Origin of the sequence: Pseudobutyrivibrio ruminis CF1b (genome assembly GCF_000424005.1) — a bacterium.
Taxonomy (GTDB): Bacteria; Bacillota; Clostridia; order Lachnospirales; family Lachnospiraceae; genus Pseudobutyrivibrio; species Pseudobutyrivibrio ruminis_C.
On the sequence record NZ_AUJB01000004.1, the window covers coordinates 72,279 to 91,589 of the forward strand.

21 protein-coding genes are annotated in these 19,311 nt (G+C 39.2%); 3 read left to right on the plus strand and 18 right to left on the minus strand.

Annotated features, from left to right (window positions below; all coding sequences use genetic code 11):
• Positions 1–41: 41 nt before the first annotated feature.
• The 4 genes from G592_RS0101760 to G592_RS16840 all read right to left on the minus strand — a co-directional run bounded on the left by G592_RS0101760 (position 42) and on the right by G592_RS16840 (position 2,728).
• Entirely contained in the window at positions 42–1,040 is a 999-nt protein-coding gene (locus G592_RS0101760) for a DUF4179 domain-containing protein (RefSeq protein ID WP_028246292.1), read from the minus strand.
• Positions 1,037–1,600 carry an RNA polymerase sigma factor gene (locus G592_RS0101765; protein ID WP_028246293.1) on the minus strand — a complete coding sequence of 188 codons (564 nt, stop codon included), beginning with the start codon at positions 1,598–1,600 and terminating at the stop codon, positions 1,037–1,039. Before G592_RS0101765 ends, G592_RS0101760 begins: the two co-directional genes overlap by 4 nt.
• Before the next feature lie 146 nt (positions 1,601–1,746).
• Entirely contained in the window at positions 1,747–2,178 is a 432-nt protein-coding gene (locus tag G592_RS15330) for a hypothetical protein (protein WP_051194710.1), read from the minus strand.
• A 46-nt stretch (positions 2,179–2,224) separates the two neighbouring features.
• On the minus strand, positions 2,225–2,728 hold the full coding sequence (locus G592_RS16840) for a helix-turn-helix domain-containing protein (protein ID WP_051194711.1): 504 nt from the start codon (positions 2,726–2,728) through the stop codon (positions 2,225–2,227).
• A 252-nt stretch (positions 2,729–2,980) separates the two neighbouring features.
• Between G592_RS16840 and G592_RS0101785 the strand changes: the two genes are divergently transcribed.
• Positions 2,981–3,178, plus strand: coding sequence for a C39 family peptidase (locus G592_RS0101785; RefSeq protein ID WP_028246294.1), 198 nt, complete (start codon positions 2,981–2,983; stop codon positions 3,176–3,178).
• Positions 3,179–3,542: 364 nt separating this feature from the next.
• Here G592_RS0101785 and G592_RS0101790 read toward each other — a convergent pair whose 3' ends face one another.
• A complete protein-coding gene (locus G592_RS0101790; RefSeq protein WP_036951500.1) occupies positions 3,543–4,094 on the minus strand; it encodes a DUF3990 domain-containing protein in 552 nt (183 codons plus the stop codon).
• 209 nt (positions 4,095–4,303) lie between these two features.
• Here G592_RS0101790 and G592_RS0101795 point away from each other — a divergent pair, with 209 nt between their 5' ends.
• Complete coding sequence (locus G592_RS0101795) at positions 4,304–4,666, plus strand: hypothetical protein (RefSeq protein WP_028246296.1); 363 nt, start codon at positions 4,304–4,306, stop codon at positions 4,664–4,666.
• A 90-nt stretch (positions 4,667–4,756) separates the two neighbouring features.
• Here the strand turns inward: G592_RS0101795 and G592_RS0101800 are convergent, their stop codons facing one another.
• The 11 genes from G592_RS0101800 to G592_RS0101850 all read right to left on the minus strand — a co-directional run bounded on the left by G592_RS0101800 (position 4,757) and on the right by G592_RS0101850 (position 16,537).
• A complete protein-coding gene (locus G592_RS0101800) occupies positions 4,757–6,079 on the minus strand; it encodes an MATE family efflux transporter (protein ID WP_081660282.1) in 1,323 nt (440 codons plus the stop codon).
• A complete protein-coding gene (locus tag G592_RS0101805) occupies positions 6,060–6,536 on the minus strand; it encodes a J domain-containing protein (protein ID WP_028246298.1) in 477 nt (158 codons plus the stop codon). The genes G592_RS0101800 and G592_RS0101805 overlap by 20 nt, the downstream gene beginning before the upstream one ends.
• Positions 6,517–7,737, minus strand: coding sequence for a bifunctional folylpolyglutamate synthase/dihydrofolate synthase (locus tag G592_RS0101810; protein ID WP_028246299.1), 1,221 nt, complete (start codon positions 7,735–7,737; stop codon positions 6,517–6,519). The genes G592_RS0101805 and G592_RS0101810 overlap by 20 nt, the downstream gene beginning before the upstream one ends.
• Before the next feature lie 9 nt (positions 7,738–7,746).
• Positions 7,747–8,583, minus strand: coding sequence for a DegV family protein (locus G592_RS0101815; protein WP_028246300.1), 837 nt, complete (start codon positions 8,581–8,583; stop codon positions 7,747–7,749).
• A 107-nt stretch (positions 8,584–8,690) separates the two neighbouring features.
• Entirely contained in the window at positions 8,691–9,848 is a 1,158-nt protein-coding gene (locus G592_RS0101820; protein ID WP_028246301.1) for a transglutaminase domain-containing protein, read from the minus strand.
• Positions 9,849–9,993: 145 nt separating this feature from the next.
• The gene (locus G592_RS0101825) at positions 9,994–10,197 is read right to left on the minus strand and encodes a cold-shock protein (protein ID WP_015548251.1); all 204 of its coding nucleotides are present in this window, start codon (positions 10,195–10,197) and stop codon (positions 9,994–9,996) included.
• A gap of 211 nt (positions 10,198–10,408) precedes the next feature.
• Positions 10,409–11,914: an ATP-dependent Clp protease ATP-binding subunit ClpX gene (gene clpX, locus G592_RS15340; protein ID WP_036951504.1), complete on the minus strand. Its 1,506-nt coding sequence runs from the start codon at positions 11,912–11,914 to the stop codon at positions 10,409–10,411.
• A gap of 29 nt (positions 11,915–11,943) precedes the next feature.
• Entirely contained in the window at positions 11,944–12,909 is a 966-nt protein-coding gene (locus G592_RS0101835) for an alpha/beta fold hydrolase (RefSeq protein WP_051194712.1), read from the minus strand.
• A gap of 17 nt (positions 12,910–12,926) precedes the next feature.
• Complete coding sequence (locus tag G592_RS15345; protein ID WP_330365369.1) at positions 12,927–13,757, minus strand: glycerophosphodiester phosphodiesterase; 831 nt, start codon at positions 13,755–13,757, stop codon at positions 12,927–12,929.
• 88 nt (positions 13,758–13,845) lie between these two features.
• Positions 13,846–15,177: an MFS transporter gene (locus G592_RS0101845; RefSeq protein ID WP_028246303.1), complete on the minus strand. Its 1,332-nt coding sequence runs from the start codon at positions 15,175–15,177 to the stop codon at positions 13,846–13,848.
• A gap of 97 nt (positions 15,178–15,274) precedes the next feature.
• Positions 15,275–16,537 (minus strand): SseB family protein, encoded by a 1,263-nt coding sequence (locus tag G592_RS0101850; protein WP_028246304.1) that lies wholly within the window; start codon positions 16,535–16,537, stop codon positions 15,275–15,277.
• Between the two features lie 220 nt (positions 16,538–16,757).
• On the opposite strand from G592_RS0101850, the gene mscL reads away from it, so the two are divergent.
• The gene (mscL, locus tag G592_RS0101855) at positions 16,758–17,204 is read left to right on the plus strand and encodes a large conductance mechanosensitive channel protein MscL (RefSeq protein WP_028246305.1); all 447 of its coding nucleotides are present in this window, start codon (positions 16,758–16,760) and stop codon (positions 17,202–17,204) included.
• 56 nt (positions 17,205–17,260) lie between these two features.
• Here mscL and G592_RS0101860 read toward each other — a convergent pair whose 3' ends face one another.
• Both G592_RS0101860 and G592_RS0101865 read right to left on the minus strand, forming a co-directional pair.
• Positions 17,261–17,806 (minus strand): GNAT family N-acetyltransferase, encoded by a 546-nt coding sequence (locus tag G592_RS0101860; RefSeq protein WP_028246306.1) that lies wholly within the window; start codon positions 17,804–17,806, stop codon positions 17,261–17,263.
• Positions 17,807–17,847: 41 nt separating this feature from the next.
• A complete protein-coding gene (locus tag G592_RS0101865) occupies positions 17,848–18,651 on the minus strand; it encodes a class I SAM-dependent methyltransferase (RefSeq protein WP_028246307.1) in 804 nt (267 codons plus the stop codon).
• Positions 18,652–19,311: the final 660 nt, after the last annotated feature.

Consider the following 19,311-nt stretch of genomic DNA (forward strand, 5'->3'; position numbering starts at 1 on the left):
CTGATTGTTGTAGGAAGCGCAATGAATAGATATTAGAGGTGTTATTTCAGTGTCAAAGTTGCCATATTTCCATTAACATCTTTTATTTCGACTGATTTGATAGTATTTGGATCAATGATGTTGTTAAATTCCACTGAGAAAATAGCATTATTATTTAATCCATCAATATTGTTTAAGCTATCTAAATCTTCGCAATTAATAATCTTTCCATCATCAAGAGTGAGACTTGCAATATATGGTACTGGGGATTCTCTTTCGTCGAGCCATCTTTCTAAAACATCCTCAGATATGTTATATCTTATCTCAGCAGAGATAGGACTGATTTTAATTGATGCGGCCTCGCAATTAAAATCAGAAAGTGATTGATTTAAATCAATGACCTTAGCATTGCTTACTTCAGGAATAGGTAAATCAAATGTCCACTTACCACCCAAACTTTTCTCAGATGAATCAAAATTCACAACTGAAAAGTCACTTAATTCTAAATGCAAAGTTTTACCAGTTAAGGTAATTCCGGAATCAATTGAATCTGTTCCATCAATAATGAATATCAATTCATCATCCTTGATTCCCATGCTATAGCCTAAGGTATTACCTTCATAGCCTTGTATATATACTTCATCAATGTTTATATTAGGCTCTGCATCATTATTAAGCTCAATGCCTGAGTATTTTACTGCAAGATTAATCTTATTATCATCAGCCACAATTGCTACTGGTGTAAGAGTAATTCCATTATCCGTAATAGCATATTTTGAATAATCATCACTCTCTGAAAAAATAATAGCCTGGCCCTGATCTGTGAGCGATTGTTGTTCCTCATCAGTAGCATTGAAATAACTACTCAAACCTCTTCCCCAAAAGTGATGAATAGCAGCTGTTGATGTAATTGTCGTCAAAAGAATTAAGCATACACATGCAGCCATTGAAAATCGTTTATTGTATTTTACGACCTTATTGTCGGCGTGATATCTTGCACACTGTGTGATTAAAACATCGTCTACACCATTAAATGCTAAAAATAAGTTTTCTTTTTTCATGATACTAAATAGCCCTCCTTTAACAAACGTGTTTGAAGCTTTGTTCTCAACCTACTAAGTGTTACTGAAACATTGTTCTTTGACATGCCGTATTTCTTTGATATGTCGGTAATATCTTCTACATAGAAGTATCTGCTGAGAAAGATGTATGCCTCCCTCTCTGGAAGCGCCCTAACAAAATCTGCTACTATGCTCTCAAGCTCTTTCCCTAAAATAGACTGTTCGACACCATTTGATGCAGGAATACATTCCTCTAGTTCATCCAGTATTTCATGCATTGTGCCATTTCCACGTTTTTTACTTCGAATTGCTCTATATTTGTCAAAAGCAAGTTCTCTAGTAATTTTTGCTAAAAAGGCTTTTAAGACTTTTGGTCGCGTAGGTGGGATTCTATTCCAAGTCTTCAAATAAGTATCATTTAAACATTCCTCAGCATCTAATTCATCATTAAGGATATTTTCAGCAATTGACTCCAAATAATTTCCATATTTAGAATCAGTTTCTTCTATAGCTCTTTCATTTCGTTTGAAATACAGCTCAATTATTTCCTCGTCTTTCATATATGCCCCCTTTTAGATTTATTTGTAAGCGACTTACACTTATATAGCCGTAAAGTAGCAAAGGATATTACAAAACTTTTAAAAAAATTATAATCAAATAAGAATGAGCCTCCATAAAGGAGGCTCGTCTGTTATCGTAACCATAATTAATTATCTAATTCAATTTTATAAACGTTAGGAAGAATCGCAGGCAGGACTTCTTCAACACTGCCATCAAACCAAATCCTTACCGAATCCCCTTCAGAAAAATCAGTCTCTAATGTTGAACCATCAACTACATAGTCTCCATCTGCAAGAGATACAAACATATCATCCATATCTACAAAGGTTACAAGTAACTGTCCATCATTTCTAACTTCTTTGATTGTAGCAGTAAAATTAGCTACTTCTATAGGAATAGATGAATCTGTTAATTGGGAATCTCTGAAAATATATTTCTCTCCATCAATATCAACGACTATTTGGCCTTCAGCCTCGCTTGTAGTGTAGCTTAACAAATCGTCATTGGTGTTTTTTTCACAGGCTGATAAGCAAAAAAACAACACAGCTATTAAAAATAAAGATTTTGGATTTTTCATACATAATTTCCCCTCAAGTATTTATTATACTTAAATACTATCATTCTTAAACAAAGTTAACAAAGCTAACTTGCAACTGGACCTCCCAATTCCATAGCAAAGAATAAGAGCAAACATATAAGAATAGGCAAAACAAGTGAAAGCATACCATAATGAATCCTATAGGCTGCATGATATCAATTAAAAAAATGCTCATTATGATAACAGCAAATACAATAGCTGTTATTATAATATTTCTACGTTCAATTTTTCGTTGATAGTCAACAACATCAATAACATTTGTAATAGCTTCTGAAACATTTTTATTAGCAATATCTTCTGATTGGTTTTTCTCAGAACGCATCAATTCAACTAAATCAACATCCAAGGCATCAGCAAGTGGTTCTATAAGCTTGATATCCGGAAATCCTAAACCTCGTTCCCATTTTGAAATTGCCTTATCAGTGACATTAATTCTTTCAGCTAATTCTGCTTGTGTCCACCCCTTTTCTTTTCTAAGTTGAGATTTTCGCTTTCTAAACGCTTTGTTAAGGCATGTTATTATCCTCAAGAATATTGACTAAATCTCCATAACCTGAATTTTTCATAGCCATATGGCGTTCAATTCATTTTACCATTAAAAATTTTTAATGTTAGTGTCCACTTTTCTGGTATTAAAAAGAGAAACTAGTTTTTCTTCTAATGTAGTTTTTGAGATAAATGGTGTTATTTATGATTTCTCTTCGTTTGATAATGATATGTCTGCTGAGGAATTCCTCGATATGGCAGAAGAAATTGTAAGAGCAAAATAAGATTTGTTAAAATGCAGCCATTAATCTGTTCTATGACACCAGGTGATTTTACTAAAACAGGACACTTTATTGTTTTAACAGGTGTAACTGATGATGGGCAGATTATTGTAAATGATCCAAATAGTCCAAAGAACTCAAAAAAGCACTGGGATGTTGATATCCTTGTTTCTCAGATGAAAAGCATTTGGAAATATTCATATAATCAATAGAAGAATGTGATTCGAGTCCCGTTCATGAGTAGTTTATTGTAGGATAATGTAGCATTGAATTAAAGAGAATTTGATGTTATAGTATAGATAAAGAAAGCACCCACTCCAAAGTGGATGCTCCCGAATTTAGAAGACTTTAGCTCTCAGTGAGAGCCGCCTCTTTCGTTTGCAGACGAGAGAGGCATTATTTTTTTCGCTTGTTGTTTCTCTTATCGAGAAAGCTAAGCAACGCAAGTAGGAAACCACAAGCTGTAAAAAGCAATGCTAACACAGTTAGCAAAATGTTCTGTTTTTACAATCGAACATTCTAAGTTTCTTAGTACTTTTATGAGTACATTTGCTCCATACTGGATGACCTATTTTCCTACTCTTCCAACTCCTCAAACTTCTTTGCAAACAGCCTCTGAAACTCCTGATTCTCTTTGGCCATCACTTTCTGATAATCTGCAAGCTGCTCACTTGTGAGCTCATCACTGGACAGCCATTTCAACTGAGAATTAGCTTTTTCAGTTTTTATAACCACCTGCACATACTCAGGCCCTATCATCAGAAGCTCCATGGATTCTTTCTTATCCAAAAAACCACTGGTGGTGATTCCCAAAGTATCATATATAATGTCATTTGCTATAGGCCCTAAAACAACATCAGCCTCCAGCTCATCTGGTTTCAAATGTCTGTTACCGTAGATATACTCAAACCACTCTTCGCTCCTATCAAACTTTTTCACCACAAGCCCCTCAGTATCAAGCTCATAATGATTCACTATAGTCCTCTTCCCAGAGCTTTCCTTGGCCCATCTATAGGCAAATTCCTTGTCAGGGGTGGTGTAAAAACCCTGGCCAAAGTCAGCATTTTTCCTCCCATAATGAATATCCGGCTCTTTAATTACATCAAATCCAGCATGATATAAAAGCATCAGACCTCCTCCTATTAACCCACTATTAATTCATATTATAACCAATTTTATTTTTAATACACAGTCCATAGAGGATTATCTATATCCGCCCGTTATACGTTATATTAAAAAATAATATTACAAATAATTGTTGACATATAACTTTTCAGGTGATACAATGCTTATGTTTGAGAAGAGTAGGTACGTTTTTAGTTTTATGAGGTGTAAAAATGGAATTAACAACACTTAACAAAGAATACAAATTACTTCGTGAGGAAAGCTCAGAGAAATTTGTAAAAATGAGTGCTATCGATCCTACAATCACTTTCGTAGAAGAATACTGGATTACATCTGATCACACTCTTGGAAATGCAAAGGCCTTTTTCGATTCATACGAATTGGCTGTTGAATATGCACTTGATAGAGTTGATTATAGAATGACACTTAATGAAGATGGTCAGAAGCCATTCATCATTTTAGTAAATGGTAAGGCAATCAATACTTACGGCCAACTTGATAGCTTCCTTAAGGGTGAATTCAAGATTTCTACCGCAAACGTGATTGAGAACAACGTAAAGAGATTATATTCATAATATGATTACATTACTTATAGCAATTCATATAATAAAAAAGGCCCTTGCATCGTTTAAATAATGCAAGGGCTTTTTCATGTCTAAATCTTTCTATTTTTTCCACAACCATTTCAAAGGCACAGTGAGTAAAATGGCCTTTATAACATTGTCTGCAATCATACAGCACCATACTCCCACTAGTCCAAATCCAAAGAAATGTATACCTATAAAGGTAGATAAAATACGCACGATCCACATACCACCAAACTCGACAACAAATGGATATTTAGTCCTTCCAAGGCCGTAATAAATACCTTCAGAAATAATGTATAGGCCAAAGAACGGCTCATTGAAAGCTACCATTCTAAGTACTTTACTTCCCAAGGCAATAACCTCAGGATCGTTTGTAAAGAATCCCATCAATGGTTCTGCAAAAACAAACAGAAGCACTCCGCTGAGTGTCATTATCAGTACAGTAGCCAAAATACTGCTTACGCAAACAGCATGATACTTATCGTGATCCTGTTCTCCATAGGAAATACCGACCATGGTATTGGCTGCTGATTTAAATCCATATCCGCCGATATAGAACAGCTCCTCTGCTCCTACGGCAATACTGTGAGCTGCAAAAATAATGGTGCCCATATGAGATACCAGGCCTGCGAATACCACATAGCCTGATGTAGATGCCACGTTAATAAGAAGCACTGGAAGAGATAATCTCCACATTCTATCAATGATCTCTTTTTCAATGGAAAAGATTGGCCCTTCCATCTTAAACTCTTTATGACCAAGAAATACCTTCAATGTCAACAAGCCACTAACAACAGATGAAATACATGTAGCAAAAGCCGCTCCGTCTACACCAAGATTGAAAATATAGATGAAGATATAATCCAGCACCACATTGAGAATATTAGCTCCTACACCGATGTACATAGGAGTCTTGGTATCCTTTGTAGCACGAATAGCCGCGGATAAAACTATGTTTATTGATCTAAATACGATAGGTAAAGAAATCCAGAAAAAATATCTGGTAGCCGCAGGAGCAACCACTTCCGAAGCACCCATCCAGCCTGCTACAAAAGGCGATACAGCAAGACAAATAGCCTCAACTGTAGCACCTACAGCAATTGAAAAGACAAGACTGGCCTTTGCCACCTGTGATATTTTATGATGTTCACCACTACCTATAGCCTGTGCAATCTGAGTCATGGCACCTACGCCAAAAGCCACAGGTATGCTACCTATAAGCCAGGTTATAGTGGTAGATGTAGATACAGCGGCAGTGGCATTGGCTCCAAGTCGTCCAACCATGGCGGTATCCACATACTGCATCAATACAGACAGTATCTGCTCCAGCATGGTAGGCAAAGCCACCACTACAACTGATAGAAATATATTTTTTAGGGAATTATTCTTCGTTAACGTCATTATTACTATTTTTTCCTAAACCATTAGCCCAAACCATGGACTCTATTGCACGGGCCACCCTGATAGCATCAATTGCTTCCATGGCACGCTTATAATCTGCCTCCTGCTTTTCATACATGGCAGAAAAATCCTTTTGCTTTTGTTCAAACTCCTGCTTACGGCGTTCCTTCTGCTTTGCAGCTTTTTTCTGGAAAGCAGCATAATCTGCACTGCTCGCTGGCTTTCTGGTGTTAGATTTGCCCATAACTCTGGTATGGGTCAAAACCTTTCCTCTGGACTCAGTCATAAGAAACTGATAAGCCTCTGTAATCCTGTTGTACAAAGTGGCATCCTCCATACCAGTCACATCTGGATGACACCTCTTTACCAAATCCTTATAAGCAGCCTTAATCTTCTGCTCTCCTGCATCTGGGCCCAACCCCAGTACTCGAAGCGCCTCAACTCTCGTTTTTATCATAACCAGCCCCCAATATTTCCCCTATAAAATAAAGTGAACCAAAAACTATTACCTTCTCATTATATGTTTTTGCTAAAGCCAGTGCTGAAGTGTAAGATTCACAGGCCTGAGCCTCTACCCCGATGGACTCAATAGCCTCTGCCAGTTCCTTAGCCTGCAATGCACGTTCTGAATCAACTGTGACAGTAAAAATACGTGATGCAACAGGTGCAACAATCTGCGCCATCTCCACATAATCTTTATCCGCCATTACTGCCATTATAAATGAAAACTTCTCATTTGGAAATTCCGCCTTCAAACTATCACAAAGCGCAGTTACTCCTGATGGATTGTGAGCACCATCCACTAGAATATATGGAGATTCAGAGATGACATGCATCCTTCCAGGCCATACTGCATTTGCAAGTCCCTTTGCAATCGTCTGATTATCCACAATCATTTTCAGATTCTTGATTGTTTCCACAGCAACTGCCGCATTTCTTCTCTGATATCCACCAAATAAACCTAGTTTTAAATCACACTCTACCTCAGTAGCATGAACCAAATCGCACCCCAACTCATCACAGCGAGCCTCGATTACAGCAGAAGCCTCTTCATCCATCTGGCCAATCACAACTGGAACACCCGGCTTGATGATGCCAGCTTTTTCTCCAGCGATAGCTGCAAGAGTGTCTCCCAAATACTGAGTGTGTTCCAATCCAATAGAAGTAATTGCGCATACCTCCGGAAGCTGACTAAGCCCATTTGTGGAATCCTTGGCGCCGCCAAGACCTGTCTCTAAGACCACATAATCTACCTGCTGCTCTTTGAAATAAACCATGGCCATGGCCAGCCAGTAATCAAACATGGTAGGCTCCAGCTTAAGCTCCATAGAAAGAAGCTGCTGTCCTATCCTCGTGACATCTTCACGAGAAATCTGCTTACCATCTATCTGTATTCGCTCGGTGTAATCTATAAGGTGAGGCGATGTAAATAAGCCTACCTTAAAATGTTCTGAAGACGCAAAAGAAGCAGCCTGCAAGATGCTACTTACAAAAGCTGCTACTGATCCTTTTCCGTTGGTACCGGCAATGTGGATGATGTGCAGCCCCATTTCAGGATGGCCTAAAACCTCCATAAATTCCTGGGTAACATCCCTTCCACATGCCTTTCCAAATCGGCGTTTATTATCTATTGTGTGTACTACCTGCTCGTATGTCATTATATTATTCTAGACCACAAGAATTACTCCACCGTCATTTGCATACATAGTGCTGACGCCTCTCATATCTACAATAAAGATATCCTTAAATGTGGCCAACGACTCCATTTTTTTCTTTAATGTTAAAGCACGATCTGGACAGTTGCAATGAGAAATCGCAAGAATCTTATTCTCACAATCTGTAGTAACATCCATAACGCACTTTGTCATCTTATCGATAGTCTGATTCATTCCACGGCCCTTTGCAAGCTGCTGAATGTAACCAGTGTCTGTAGAACCCATCACAGGCTTAATATTAAGTGTCTCGGCGATAGCTGCCTTTAATCCAGACAAACGTCCTGACTTTCTGAATGTCTCAAGTGTCTCGAGAACAAAGAAAGTATGCTGATTTTCAATGTAGGCATCTACTGCTTCAATAACCTGCTCAAAGGACATGCCAGCGTTCTCACACTCGGCAATTTTAAGAGCAATCAATGTCTCTCCAATAGAAGCTGACTTTGAATCGAAAACATGAATATTCTTAGACTCATCGTCCTCCTCATATAAATCCTTTCCAAGGCATGCACTGTTATATGAACCTGAAAGCTGAGCTGAAAGTGTGACTACATAAACATTCTCTGCATCACAATCCATCTCAACCATATATGCATTAGGTGATGGACAAGCTGACTTTGGTGCATTAGGGCTCTCTGCTACAGCCTTAATGAAGCTTGCCTGATCAAAACTATCATCATCTATAATCTGCTGCTCGTCAATCTCAAGGGTAAGAGGTACATTTACAAAATGACCATCCTTTTTCATCTCCTCTGTAAGTTCGCCGCAGCTATCAAGAATAATTTTATACATGTTACCTGGTAATCCTCCGCTTTTTCTACCGACATTATAGCACGAGGCCTGTTCCACGTAAATAGTTTTTATTCTTGCAACATGTAGTTTTTAAAACTACATGTGTATTATTCACCTTTTGTCCACTGAATTGTAAGGACATTTGCGTTTTCATCTAGTAAATAGTACACAGAGTTTAAGCCTCTACAATAATCAGATAGGTGATTTTCATCTATAAAGTAGTTAATAACCTGAGAATATAGGTCAGAATTACTAAACTTTAAAGATATTTCTGCCTCACCGCTTTCGTAGGACTGTGACAATCTGTTTCCTATAGAATCAACGCCAAACCAGTCGTAGTATAAGCCCTCGTGAACGTAGTAATTGTCTGCATTAGACAAACACTCAGGCACCTCAAATCCCACTGTAATCACATGGTTCTGACTGATTTCCTCAGTAGTCATGGCAAAGTATGCATAGTTAACTCTCTTTGCGGTATCGTTGTTTCCATCCATGTACTTACTATTACCCCAGGTAACATCCATATAATAGTAAGCACCGTCAAGATAAACCAAATTCCATGCATGGCTCTCGCCATTTGCAGTTCCAGTGATAATAGTGCTTTTTATACCAAGCTTATCCAAAAGATACCAGGCGGAATCTGCATATCCCTGACAAACAGTGGATCGATATAAAAATACACTAAGGATATTCTGGTTCTCTTCACTGTCAGTGTTGTAATCTACATTTTCAATTAAAGTCTCAAACACATATAATGCTTTGTCAAAATCTGAAGCATTCTCGCTGATACCTGCTAACCATTCATCGGCAGTAGCATCAACTGAGGCCTGATACACATCTCTCTGGTCTTTTGACATTGTGTATTTTGGTGAAAATTCGATGCTCACAACAGTGCCGTCGCTGGTGTAAGTATTGTACTTATATCCGCTGACCCAGAATAAATTTCCGTAGTCCGCCATCACTGCTTCATAAGCTCTCTGAAGCACATCACTACTCTTCGTTGTAACAGTAACTTTCTCTTTATATTCTGTTATACAATTGTAAATCTGATCATAAGTGACCTGACTTTCCTCATCTATATGCTGATAGGCGTATCTATCAAATGAAACGCTCTCAACCACTACAGGCTCATCCAACATCGGGTTTGACTGAGTCAAATCCTTCACTTTATAGTTCTGAAGGAAATAGCATGCAATGGCAAATATCCCTGCGGCAATTACAAGGGAGGTAAGCGTCCTAAACAAAAATCTAACTAATCTTTTCAAAAAAATCCTCCTAAAAACAAAGGCAGCGTAATATCGAAATATTACGCTGCCTCTCCCCTTAATCACATGTTTGTATTGCCTTTAAAGCCCGTTTTTCATAACAAAACCAAAGGTACCCAAAAATAATGATTAACTGTGGTGCCTATTAACGTACAACTGTTACGTTAACAGCCTGTGGTCCCTTTGCACCATCGGTTACTTCATACTCAACTGTTGCACCCTCTTCAAGAGTCTTGAATCCCTCTGAGTTGATGCCGCTGAAGTGAACGAATACGTCCTTGCCTTCTTCGTCTGAGATAAATCCGTAGCCCTTAGAATTGTTGAACCACTTAACTGTACCTTTGCTCATGCTAAAGTACCTCCAATATATTACTTGCCGAACTCTGCTCGACTAAAGATAGTTTAGCAAAAGACTTTATTAAAGTAAAGAAAATGTCCGAATTTTTTGTACAAATTTTCCAAAACGTTATCAATTAAAGCTTTTATGCAACAATATTAATTTTCATAACTGCGTTCAACAACTTATCTAACATTGTTGTTTTTTTCACAGGTGTTTTTATCTAATTTGCAGCTACTCTTTCTGGTATCATTCCGGCCGTTCTGACCATAATTTTGGGACCACCTTTTTTCTCGATGTAGTCCTCTGTGATAATAACCTGACCGATATTATCATCCTTAGGAATCTCATACATGATATCAAGCATGAACTCTTCTATTATAGAACGGAGTCCACGGGCACCGAGTTTCTTATCAAGTGCCTTTCTTGCGATAGCATGAAGTGCCGCATCCTCAAACTCAAGCTTTACTTCATCAAGCTCTAAAAGCTTCTCGTACTGCTTGATAATAGCATTCTTTGGCTCTCTTAAGATGCGAACAAGCATATCCTCATCAAGCATCTCTGTAGCAAATACGATAGGAAGGCGTCCGATAAACTCTGGAATCATTCCGAATTCTCTTAAATCTTCTACAGTAACCTTCTGAAGAATGTTCTTATCATCGTCGTACTTATCCTTCAGATCTGCCATAAAGCCCATTGATGAATGCTTATTAAGTCTTGCCTTTATGATTTCGTCCATTGCTGGGAAAGCTCCACCGCAGATGAACAGAATATTTCTTGTGTTAATAGTAGTGGTAGGTACCATTGCATTCTTGCTAGAAGCTCCGATAGGTACTTCAACATCAGCTCCCTCTAAGAGCTTGAGCATACCCTGCTGCACTGACTCTCCACTAACATCACGCTGATTAGCGTTCTTCTTCTTTGCAAGCTTATCAATCTCATCGATGAAAATGATACCCTGCTGACAACGCTCAACATCATTTCCTGCTGCTGCAAGAAGCTTGCTTACAACTGACTCGATATCATCGCCGATATAACCAGCCTCTGTAAGAGATGTGGCATCTGTGATAGCAAGAGGTACATCAAGAAGTCTTGCAAGGGTACGAACAAGATATGTCTTTCCTGAACCTGTAGGTCCAAGCATAAGCATGTTTGACTTCTCAATTTCGATATCGTCCATTGTGCCTGTGGCTACACGCTTATAGTGATTATAAACAGCTACAGACATAACCTTTTTTGCATAATCCTGTCCAACCACATAATCATCAAGCATAGCCTTAATCTTGTGTGGTGGAATGATGTTATTAATATCGATAGCTGGAGCTGGTCTGTCTTCCCTAGCCTTGCCTGATGCTGCACCATGAGCATTCTTAACCTTTGGGCCTTCTCCAAAGAGACTGCCAAGATTTAAAAAGCTGATGTTTGGCATCTTGTTCATATCCATATTGCTCTTGGAATTGTCGCCACCGCCAAAGCCAAAGCTTCCCATGGAATCAAAAGTGCGCTGCATACATTCATTGCATACACCCATTCCTGGAGCCATCTTGATAAGTGGACCACAGATAGTATCTGGTCTGTGACACATATAACAAAACTCGGTAGGCTTCTTATCGTTATTATCATCTGAAGAGTGGTTATCGTTGTCTACAGTAGTATCTACTACTTCGTCAGCGTTAACAACTTCACTTGTTTCCTCTGGGTCAAATTCTCTAAAATCCTGATCTGACATAATAAATCTCCTTACAATTTTCCATAGCTCTAATTCTCGTAATAATCGAAAATCTTTTTATAATAGTCCTGAATGATTTCATCAGTGGCATTGAATATCTCGTGCTTGCTGCCTTCAAAGACAATAAGCTTGCAATCCTTAACCTTCTGACAAAACTGCTCCTGGGCATCTCCCATAACGAGAGTGTCCTTGGATGCTTGCATTAGTATAACAGGAATTTCTATCAAATGGGCGTTTTTTAGAATTTTTTTAGAAACATTAAGCGCCTCTCTAATCCATGCGAAGCTGGCACCGTTTGTGCGATAGTGAGGCTCCCTCTCACGCTCATTATACTGATAGGTATATCTGGCCTTTGACATAGCTGAACAACGAGGATATTTAAATGTGTGGTCATAGTCGTGATGCTTTGGCAAATATCTCTTGCTGAACATTGGAAGATATGACAATATGCACACCAGCGTTGCCACGAATTTATTAATATTATGTGTGGCCAGCCTAATCATTGGAGATGTAAGTACTGCCTTTTCAAACACCTTCGGATATTTTTCCAGGTATCTGGCACCAACCGCTCCACCCATAGAATGTGCGAAAAGGTACAGATGGCCAGACTTGCTTTCTGGTATTACGATTTTCTCTATGAACTGGTTAAAGTCCTTCACGTAGTTATCAAATCGGTCTACGTATACTTTTGAGTAACCATCCACCTGCCTGTCCGAGAATCCATGTCCCCTGTGTTCCAAAATAAATACGGAATATCCCATCTTGTAAAAATAGTACATTGTCTCGGTGAACTTTGTGGAGAATTCACAGTAGCCGTGGCTGATGACAATGGAAGCCTTTTCCACGGGATTAATCATCATCTGATAATGAAGATTCATCCCATCCGTATTTACGAAGTAGCCATCCTCTAATTTCCCATTCATAAATGGGAGAATCGTCTCCTGAACAGCACTGGCAAAATCTTCGTCTTTTATAAATATATCCTGAAAATCCATAAGTCTTTCCCCTGTATTTATTTCTGGTTATATTTAGCTACAATCTCAAGTGCGGTATCAGGATAGTTTGTAATGATGCCATCAATTCCCATCTCACAAGCCATCTTCATATACTGCTTTGAATTAATGGTCCAGCTGTTAATCTTGAGACCATATTCATGGCAGCGCTCTACATAATTTGGATACTGCACATTGTAAAGGGCCGGATGAAGAGCCTCTACTCCATGGTCCCTTCCGTACTCTGGCATATCGAGTGTACCATCCATATAAAGGAAACCTGTGTGAGCTTCAGGATCAAGCTCCTTCACCTTCATGATGCTGTAATGATTGAATGAAGAATAAATTACTCTGTCCTCCATATCAAACTCCTTAGTCATGGCGATGATATCCTTCTCGATATCCTCATAGAAATAAACACCATTCTTAATCTCAATGTTAATATGAAGATTGGTAGGCTTAATCAACTCGAAAACTTCACGCATTGTAGGAATATCGGCGTGTGGACAAGCCTCCGGCATAGTTGCATTGTAATTGTAACGGCGAAGCTCCTCCAATGTATAATCTCTGACGTAACCATTTCCATTGGAAGTTCTGTCTATCTTTTCATCGTGGATAACTACCAGCTGGCCATCCTTAGTCTTGTGGATATCAAGCTCGATTCCATAAGCGCCCATCTCAACAGCCTTCTGAAAAGCTGGAAGTGTATTCTCTGGTAAATATCCGCTGGCACCTCTGTGTGCCCAAACTACTGGTGTTCCCATAGAAGCGTTCCCCCCTTTTGTTCGTCCTGATACACGATACCAGGACAATCTGATTCTATCGCATGCTCTTTTTAATTTCTTATTCATAAATTATGTCCTTCCATTTGATGATTATTTTAATTATAGTCAAATCCGGTCTAATAATAAAGGACTCCCTACTCGGGAGCCCCATAAGTTAATCCATATCTTCAAAGGCCTCTAAGCCTTTCTTGGCCTCCACATTTACATCGCCATGCTTTACAAAAAGCATCGTTATAAATGCAAGGAAAGCAAATAATGTGGCATATGGGAACAATGTCATGTATCCCACATGGGCAAGCAACCAACCTGCCACAATCGGTGTGACAATCTGGGCTGCCATTGAAAATGTATAATAATATCCTGTAAATTTACCGCTTTCGGAATCTCTGCACATTTCAAGAACCATAGGCAGGGAGTTTACATTTATGAAAGCCCAGCCTGCGCCCATTGTTGCAAAGAACAAATATAAAATCGGTGAAAATGTACTGCTTATTATCGTATATACGAATCCAGCAAAGAAGCTGCCTCCCAGGAAAATAATTCCAAGAAGTATAGTCTTCTTTCGACCAATCTTTGATGCCAGCATACCTGATGGTATAAAGAACACAATAGCTCCTGCATTTGCCACAAGCATACATCTGGATGCATCACCAAGTGCCATATCCCACATCTTTACAGCGTAGGTGGTAAACCATGTCTCCATGCCATTGTACGCTATAAACCAAAGAGCTACAGATAAAAGCAAAAATCTTAAAGAACGTCTGACCTCAGCCGGAAGAACCTCATTGCCACTTTCATCTTCCACCGAAAGATTCTCCTCTGGATGAAGAAGCTCGTAGTTTTCCACCTGCTTCCTCATATTTACCTCATCTACATTTGCCATAACAATGAGGAGTGATACAAGCATAATGCCTGCCACAACAAAGAAAATCAGCATATAATTTACATGTGGTAAATCCCTTGTCTTTGATGCTGGATAGAATATTGCTGCAACAATCAGGTAGACGATGCCGCCAAGGGCCCCCATAAGATTGATGATTGCATTGGCTCTTGAGCGAAGTGGCTTAATGGTACAGTCTGCCACAAGGGCTACTGTAGGGCTGCGATAGGTGCCCATTGCCACAAGAAGCGCGCCAAGAATTCCAATGAAAAGAACCTCTTTCCCCAAAGATGGATTTGCATAGTAGCTGTTATCCACAAGTGGAAGCATCAACATCAACACTACTGCTGCAATAGTTCCATACAAATAAAATGGCTTACGTCGACCCATTTTGTTTTTGCATTTATCTGACACTGCTCCAAAAAACGGAAGCAGAAACAGAGCAAAGACATTGTCCATTGCCATAATTATACCTGAGATGGTCTCATTCAAATGAAATGTATTTGTGAGCACCAAAGGAATCAGGGCGTTATACATTTGCCAGAATGCGCAGATGCTTAAGAAGCCGAAGCCCATCTGCACAGTCTTCTTCACATCAAATTTCATATTCAATTCCCCCCCAATATAAAATACGCAACTCACCCAAGGTTTACATGCTCCCGCTTGCCTAGTCTATGATGAGTTGCTCATTTAATTTCCCAATTTACGCTGTATAAATTAACATCTTATCGCTGTGCTGCTGGATTACGTTATCCACCGCTGGGATAGCTCCCTTAAGAGCGTACTCGATGGCCTGGATTTCGTGTGCGAGTGGACGAAGCTCCTGGTAGATAGCTTCCATGTGATTCTTCATATCGTCCTTGCTGTATCCCTCTGGGAACTCAAGCACTACGAGATGGCGAACCATCTTTGACTCTTCCTCAATCTTTGTAAGGAAGCTGATAGACTTAATCTCATCGTGAGACTGTCCATACTCTACAAGCTTTCCGCGGATAGCTGCATTCTCATCTGACTCCTTTGGAACACCAAGAAGAATCTTCTGACCTGCAGGAATCTTCTGCTCCTGAACATTGCCCTGTGCCATTCCATCCTTTGAACCAAACTCTGCCTGGTAACCTGGAGTACCAACGATTGTATCAAGATAAGGAACTGGAAGTGTACATGGAACCTTATTGAAAGGATTGATAGCGATACCTGAGTATGCATTGCCTCTCTTAAGCATTGCATAAACATCCTGGAAGCTAAGAATCTGTGTGTGAATCTTAGTGCCATCATCTGCAAGACCTGTCCAACGACGAAGTGCCTCCCAATCAGTGAACAATGGAAGAACCATGCTGTCCTGATCCTCCGGAGCACCTGTGAGCTTGATAGTAGATTTAAGCATATAGAAGCCAATCTTTGTATCTTTCTTGATAACTGAAACGCCCTGCTCGTTAACCTCTGGCTCCTGATCCATTTTGATAGGTGTGAGGAAGTGAGCATGGCTAGCCCAATATGCTACTGTGCCATGGAATGCATTGTCCTGTGCGTATGTTGTAAGACCATTGATAATACCTGCAAGCGCTGGGTTCTCAATAGATACGTGTGGATCAACCTTATCCTGTGGCTTAACATTTGTAACAACTGCGTACTTCTTAATCTGAGCATCATCTGGAAGTGTAAGCTGAAGTGATACCTGTGTATCCTCTGCCTCCTCAACGATAGAGCTTCTGCCATCTGCTGTAGCCTCAACAGCCTGAACTTCGCACTCGATAGTCTTTCCTGCTGGCATGCAAACAAATACTTTATCGCCCTTTACAATCTTTCCAGTGAGCTGACCTGTGATGATGCTACCATTGCCATCAAGCATAGTGGTAATGCCATCTATAATTACAGAAAAACGTCTTCCTGTATCAACATTGCTGGTTACATCTGTATCTGCAACTTCAATGTTTTCCTCTTTTTTCTTCTTGTCAAATAAACCCATAACAAATTCTCCTACTTCTATAGTTATTTCCTAAAAACCGGATCCGCTCTTCCGGTCGACAGTAAGTCTATTATATCCTACTTGCCTCCGAAAAAAAACCGTCAGCTCCCCATTTCCTTGTTACCGCTGTCTTTTTTGCCTCAATTTTTTATTTATGTTTTATTTCATTAGAGGTATAATTATCTAAGTCGAAATTATGTTTCTTTTAAGGGAGGTCATTATGAGCGATAAAAAAGGTTTCATCTCAGAATTTAAAGAATTTATCATGCGTGGAAATGTAATGGATATGGCAGTCGGTGTTATCGTCGGCGGTGCATTTACAGCCATTGTTACATCTTTGAACGAGGACATCCTTACACCAATCCTTGGTATCTTCGGAGGCACAGATTTCTCAGAGCTTAAGGTTACACTTGGAAGCGGTGAATTAGCACCAACTCTTACATACGGAAATTTCATTACAGCTATAATCAATTTCCTTATCACAGCACTTGTAATCTTCTGCATCATCAAGGGACTTAACAGAGCTACAGAAAGAGCTACAGCTCTTGTAAAGAAGAATAAGGAAGAGGCTGAGGCTGCTGAGCCTACAGAGAAGGATTGCCCATACTGCTACAGCAAGATTCACATCAAGGCAACTCGCTGCCCACACTGTACAGCACAGTTATAAAATAAAGATTTGTATTAAATAACCCTTGAGCGGATTATCCTCTCAAGGGTTTATTATTATAATTCGGCCACCATTAAAATATCATCTCTGAATGTTCCGTCATCATATTTATTCGCTTTTGATATTCTTCCTATTTCCTTGAAGCCTAGAGATTCATAAAGATGCTTAGCTCTTTCATTTCCTTCAAGCACTGTCAATTCGGCCTGCTCATAACCTGAATCTTTTATCAGCTTTAGAAGTCTTTTTAATGTGAGCTTTCCAAGACCATGTCCTGTGTTTTTCTGGAAATAAGCTATTCCAATGCTTGCTCTGTGCTGTGCTCTTCTGCTGGTTCCCACTCTTTCAAATGACATGTTTCCAGCAAACTCTCCGTCTTCAAATACAAGAATCAAATAGCCAGTTTCTGATTCGTTGCGTCTTTCAATGAACTTTAATTCATCCTCTACTGTAAGCTTTACCTCATCCCCATACTGAGACAGGAACGGGGTTTCATCGCAAACTGTTTTCAAATATTCGATTAATATCTCTGCATCCTCTGGTTTCGGTGCTCTGAGTGTTACCGTATGTCCATCAAGTTCATAGTTCTCTTCTTCAAAAAACATCTTTACTGTCCTCCTGTTCTATTATCGTATATACGAATCTTTTACTTATTATCACATATTACAATCAAATGATTTGAGCTTCCTAAAAGTTCTCTCTTTTCACACATGGCAAGATGATACTTCTTATACACCTCGAAGTTCTCATCACTAATATTGAAGTTTGAACCTCCAGCCATTTCTACCAGTTCAATCACACCATCTGTTGCCAATGTTTTGATTCTCTTTAGTGGTGTCTTATCTACAAGCTCCTCAAATTCTGTAATGTCAAAACCTGTAAAAAGCTGCTTTGGGAAATGCTTCACCTGATAATCCTCAGTGTAGTTTTCTGCCATTCCAACTTTCATATCACCACACTGCTCAATAAGGTAATTGGTGTACATGATGGCATATACTGAAATAAAAGCGATAAAGACTTTTCCTTCTGGTTTTGTTATTCTTGAAGCTTCTTTAAGTGCTGCAAGCTGTTCTTCCTCTGAATAAAGATGATACATTGGGCCAAAGAGAAGTGTTACGTCATATGCGCTATCTTCCAACTGATGAAGATTGACTGCATCTCCCTGAATGGCTGTCACGTCATTAAAGCTTTCTGCATTTTTCTGGAGCTTCTCAAAGTTTGCATCTGTATATTCTACCGCTGTTACATCATAGCCTTCTTTTGCAAGATCTAATGACAATCTTCCTGTACCAGCGCCAATTTCTACAACCTTCATGCCTGGTTTCAAATACTGATGAATGTAATGCATTGTAGTGAAGTATTCCATCTGGCCACGTCTGGTTCTATCCAGGCGATTGTCCTCCACATACTGTGCATAAAACTCGTTAACAATTTTCTCTCTGCCTTCCATATCTAGCCTCCTTATTATTTTCACGAGGGTAAAAAATAGCCCCACCAGATAATAATCTGATGAGGCTTGATTACACTCTTTGTCTAAAAAATGATAAATCAACTCCTATAACGCGCCTCATCGATTGTACAAGAATCAGACCCCTGCTTCATATCCACGGGTTTCGAATCCTTATTCATCGAATCGACTAGAGTTAATCTGTAAATCATTTTATCCTCGCTTTCTAAATTGAGTAGATTATAGTAGTGTCACATATGGAAGTCAAGGGGTAAGTATAATGAATATTTATATTATGAGATAAAGATGAGTTTAACTGATTAAGAGAAGTCGATATTTACCGGCTTCTCTTTTTATTTGTTTCAACCTGCATGCTATAGTTTATATGGCCTTGTCTTGTATCAAGAGCAAGCCCTTCGGGAGCTGCGCTCTCTTGACACTGCACCAATAGCCATATAAATGGTAGTCAAGCAGGCTTGAAACTGGGATTGTGGCAAGTCACAACCTCTAATCAAGGTCCCTTAAGATTGCTTTATCAATTTGTAAGCTATAAACCAAGTGTTTTCGCTTGTCATTGATAAAATAACTAAGCTTGAGATGTCTAAATCATAAGATTTATCAATGGAGCTTCTACAAATCGCATAAACACGTTAGCTATTGATA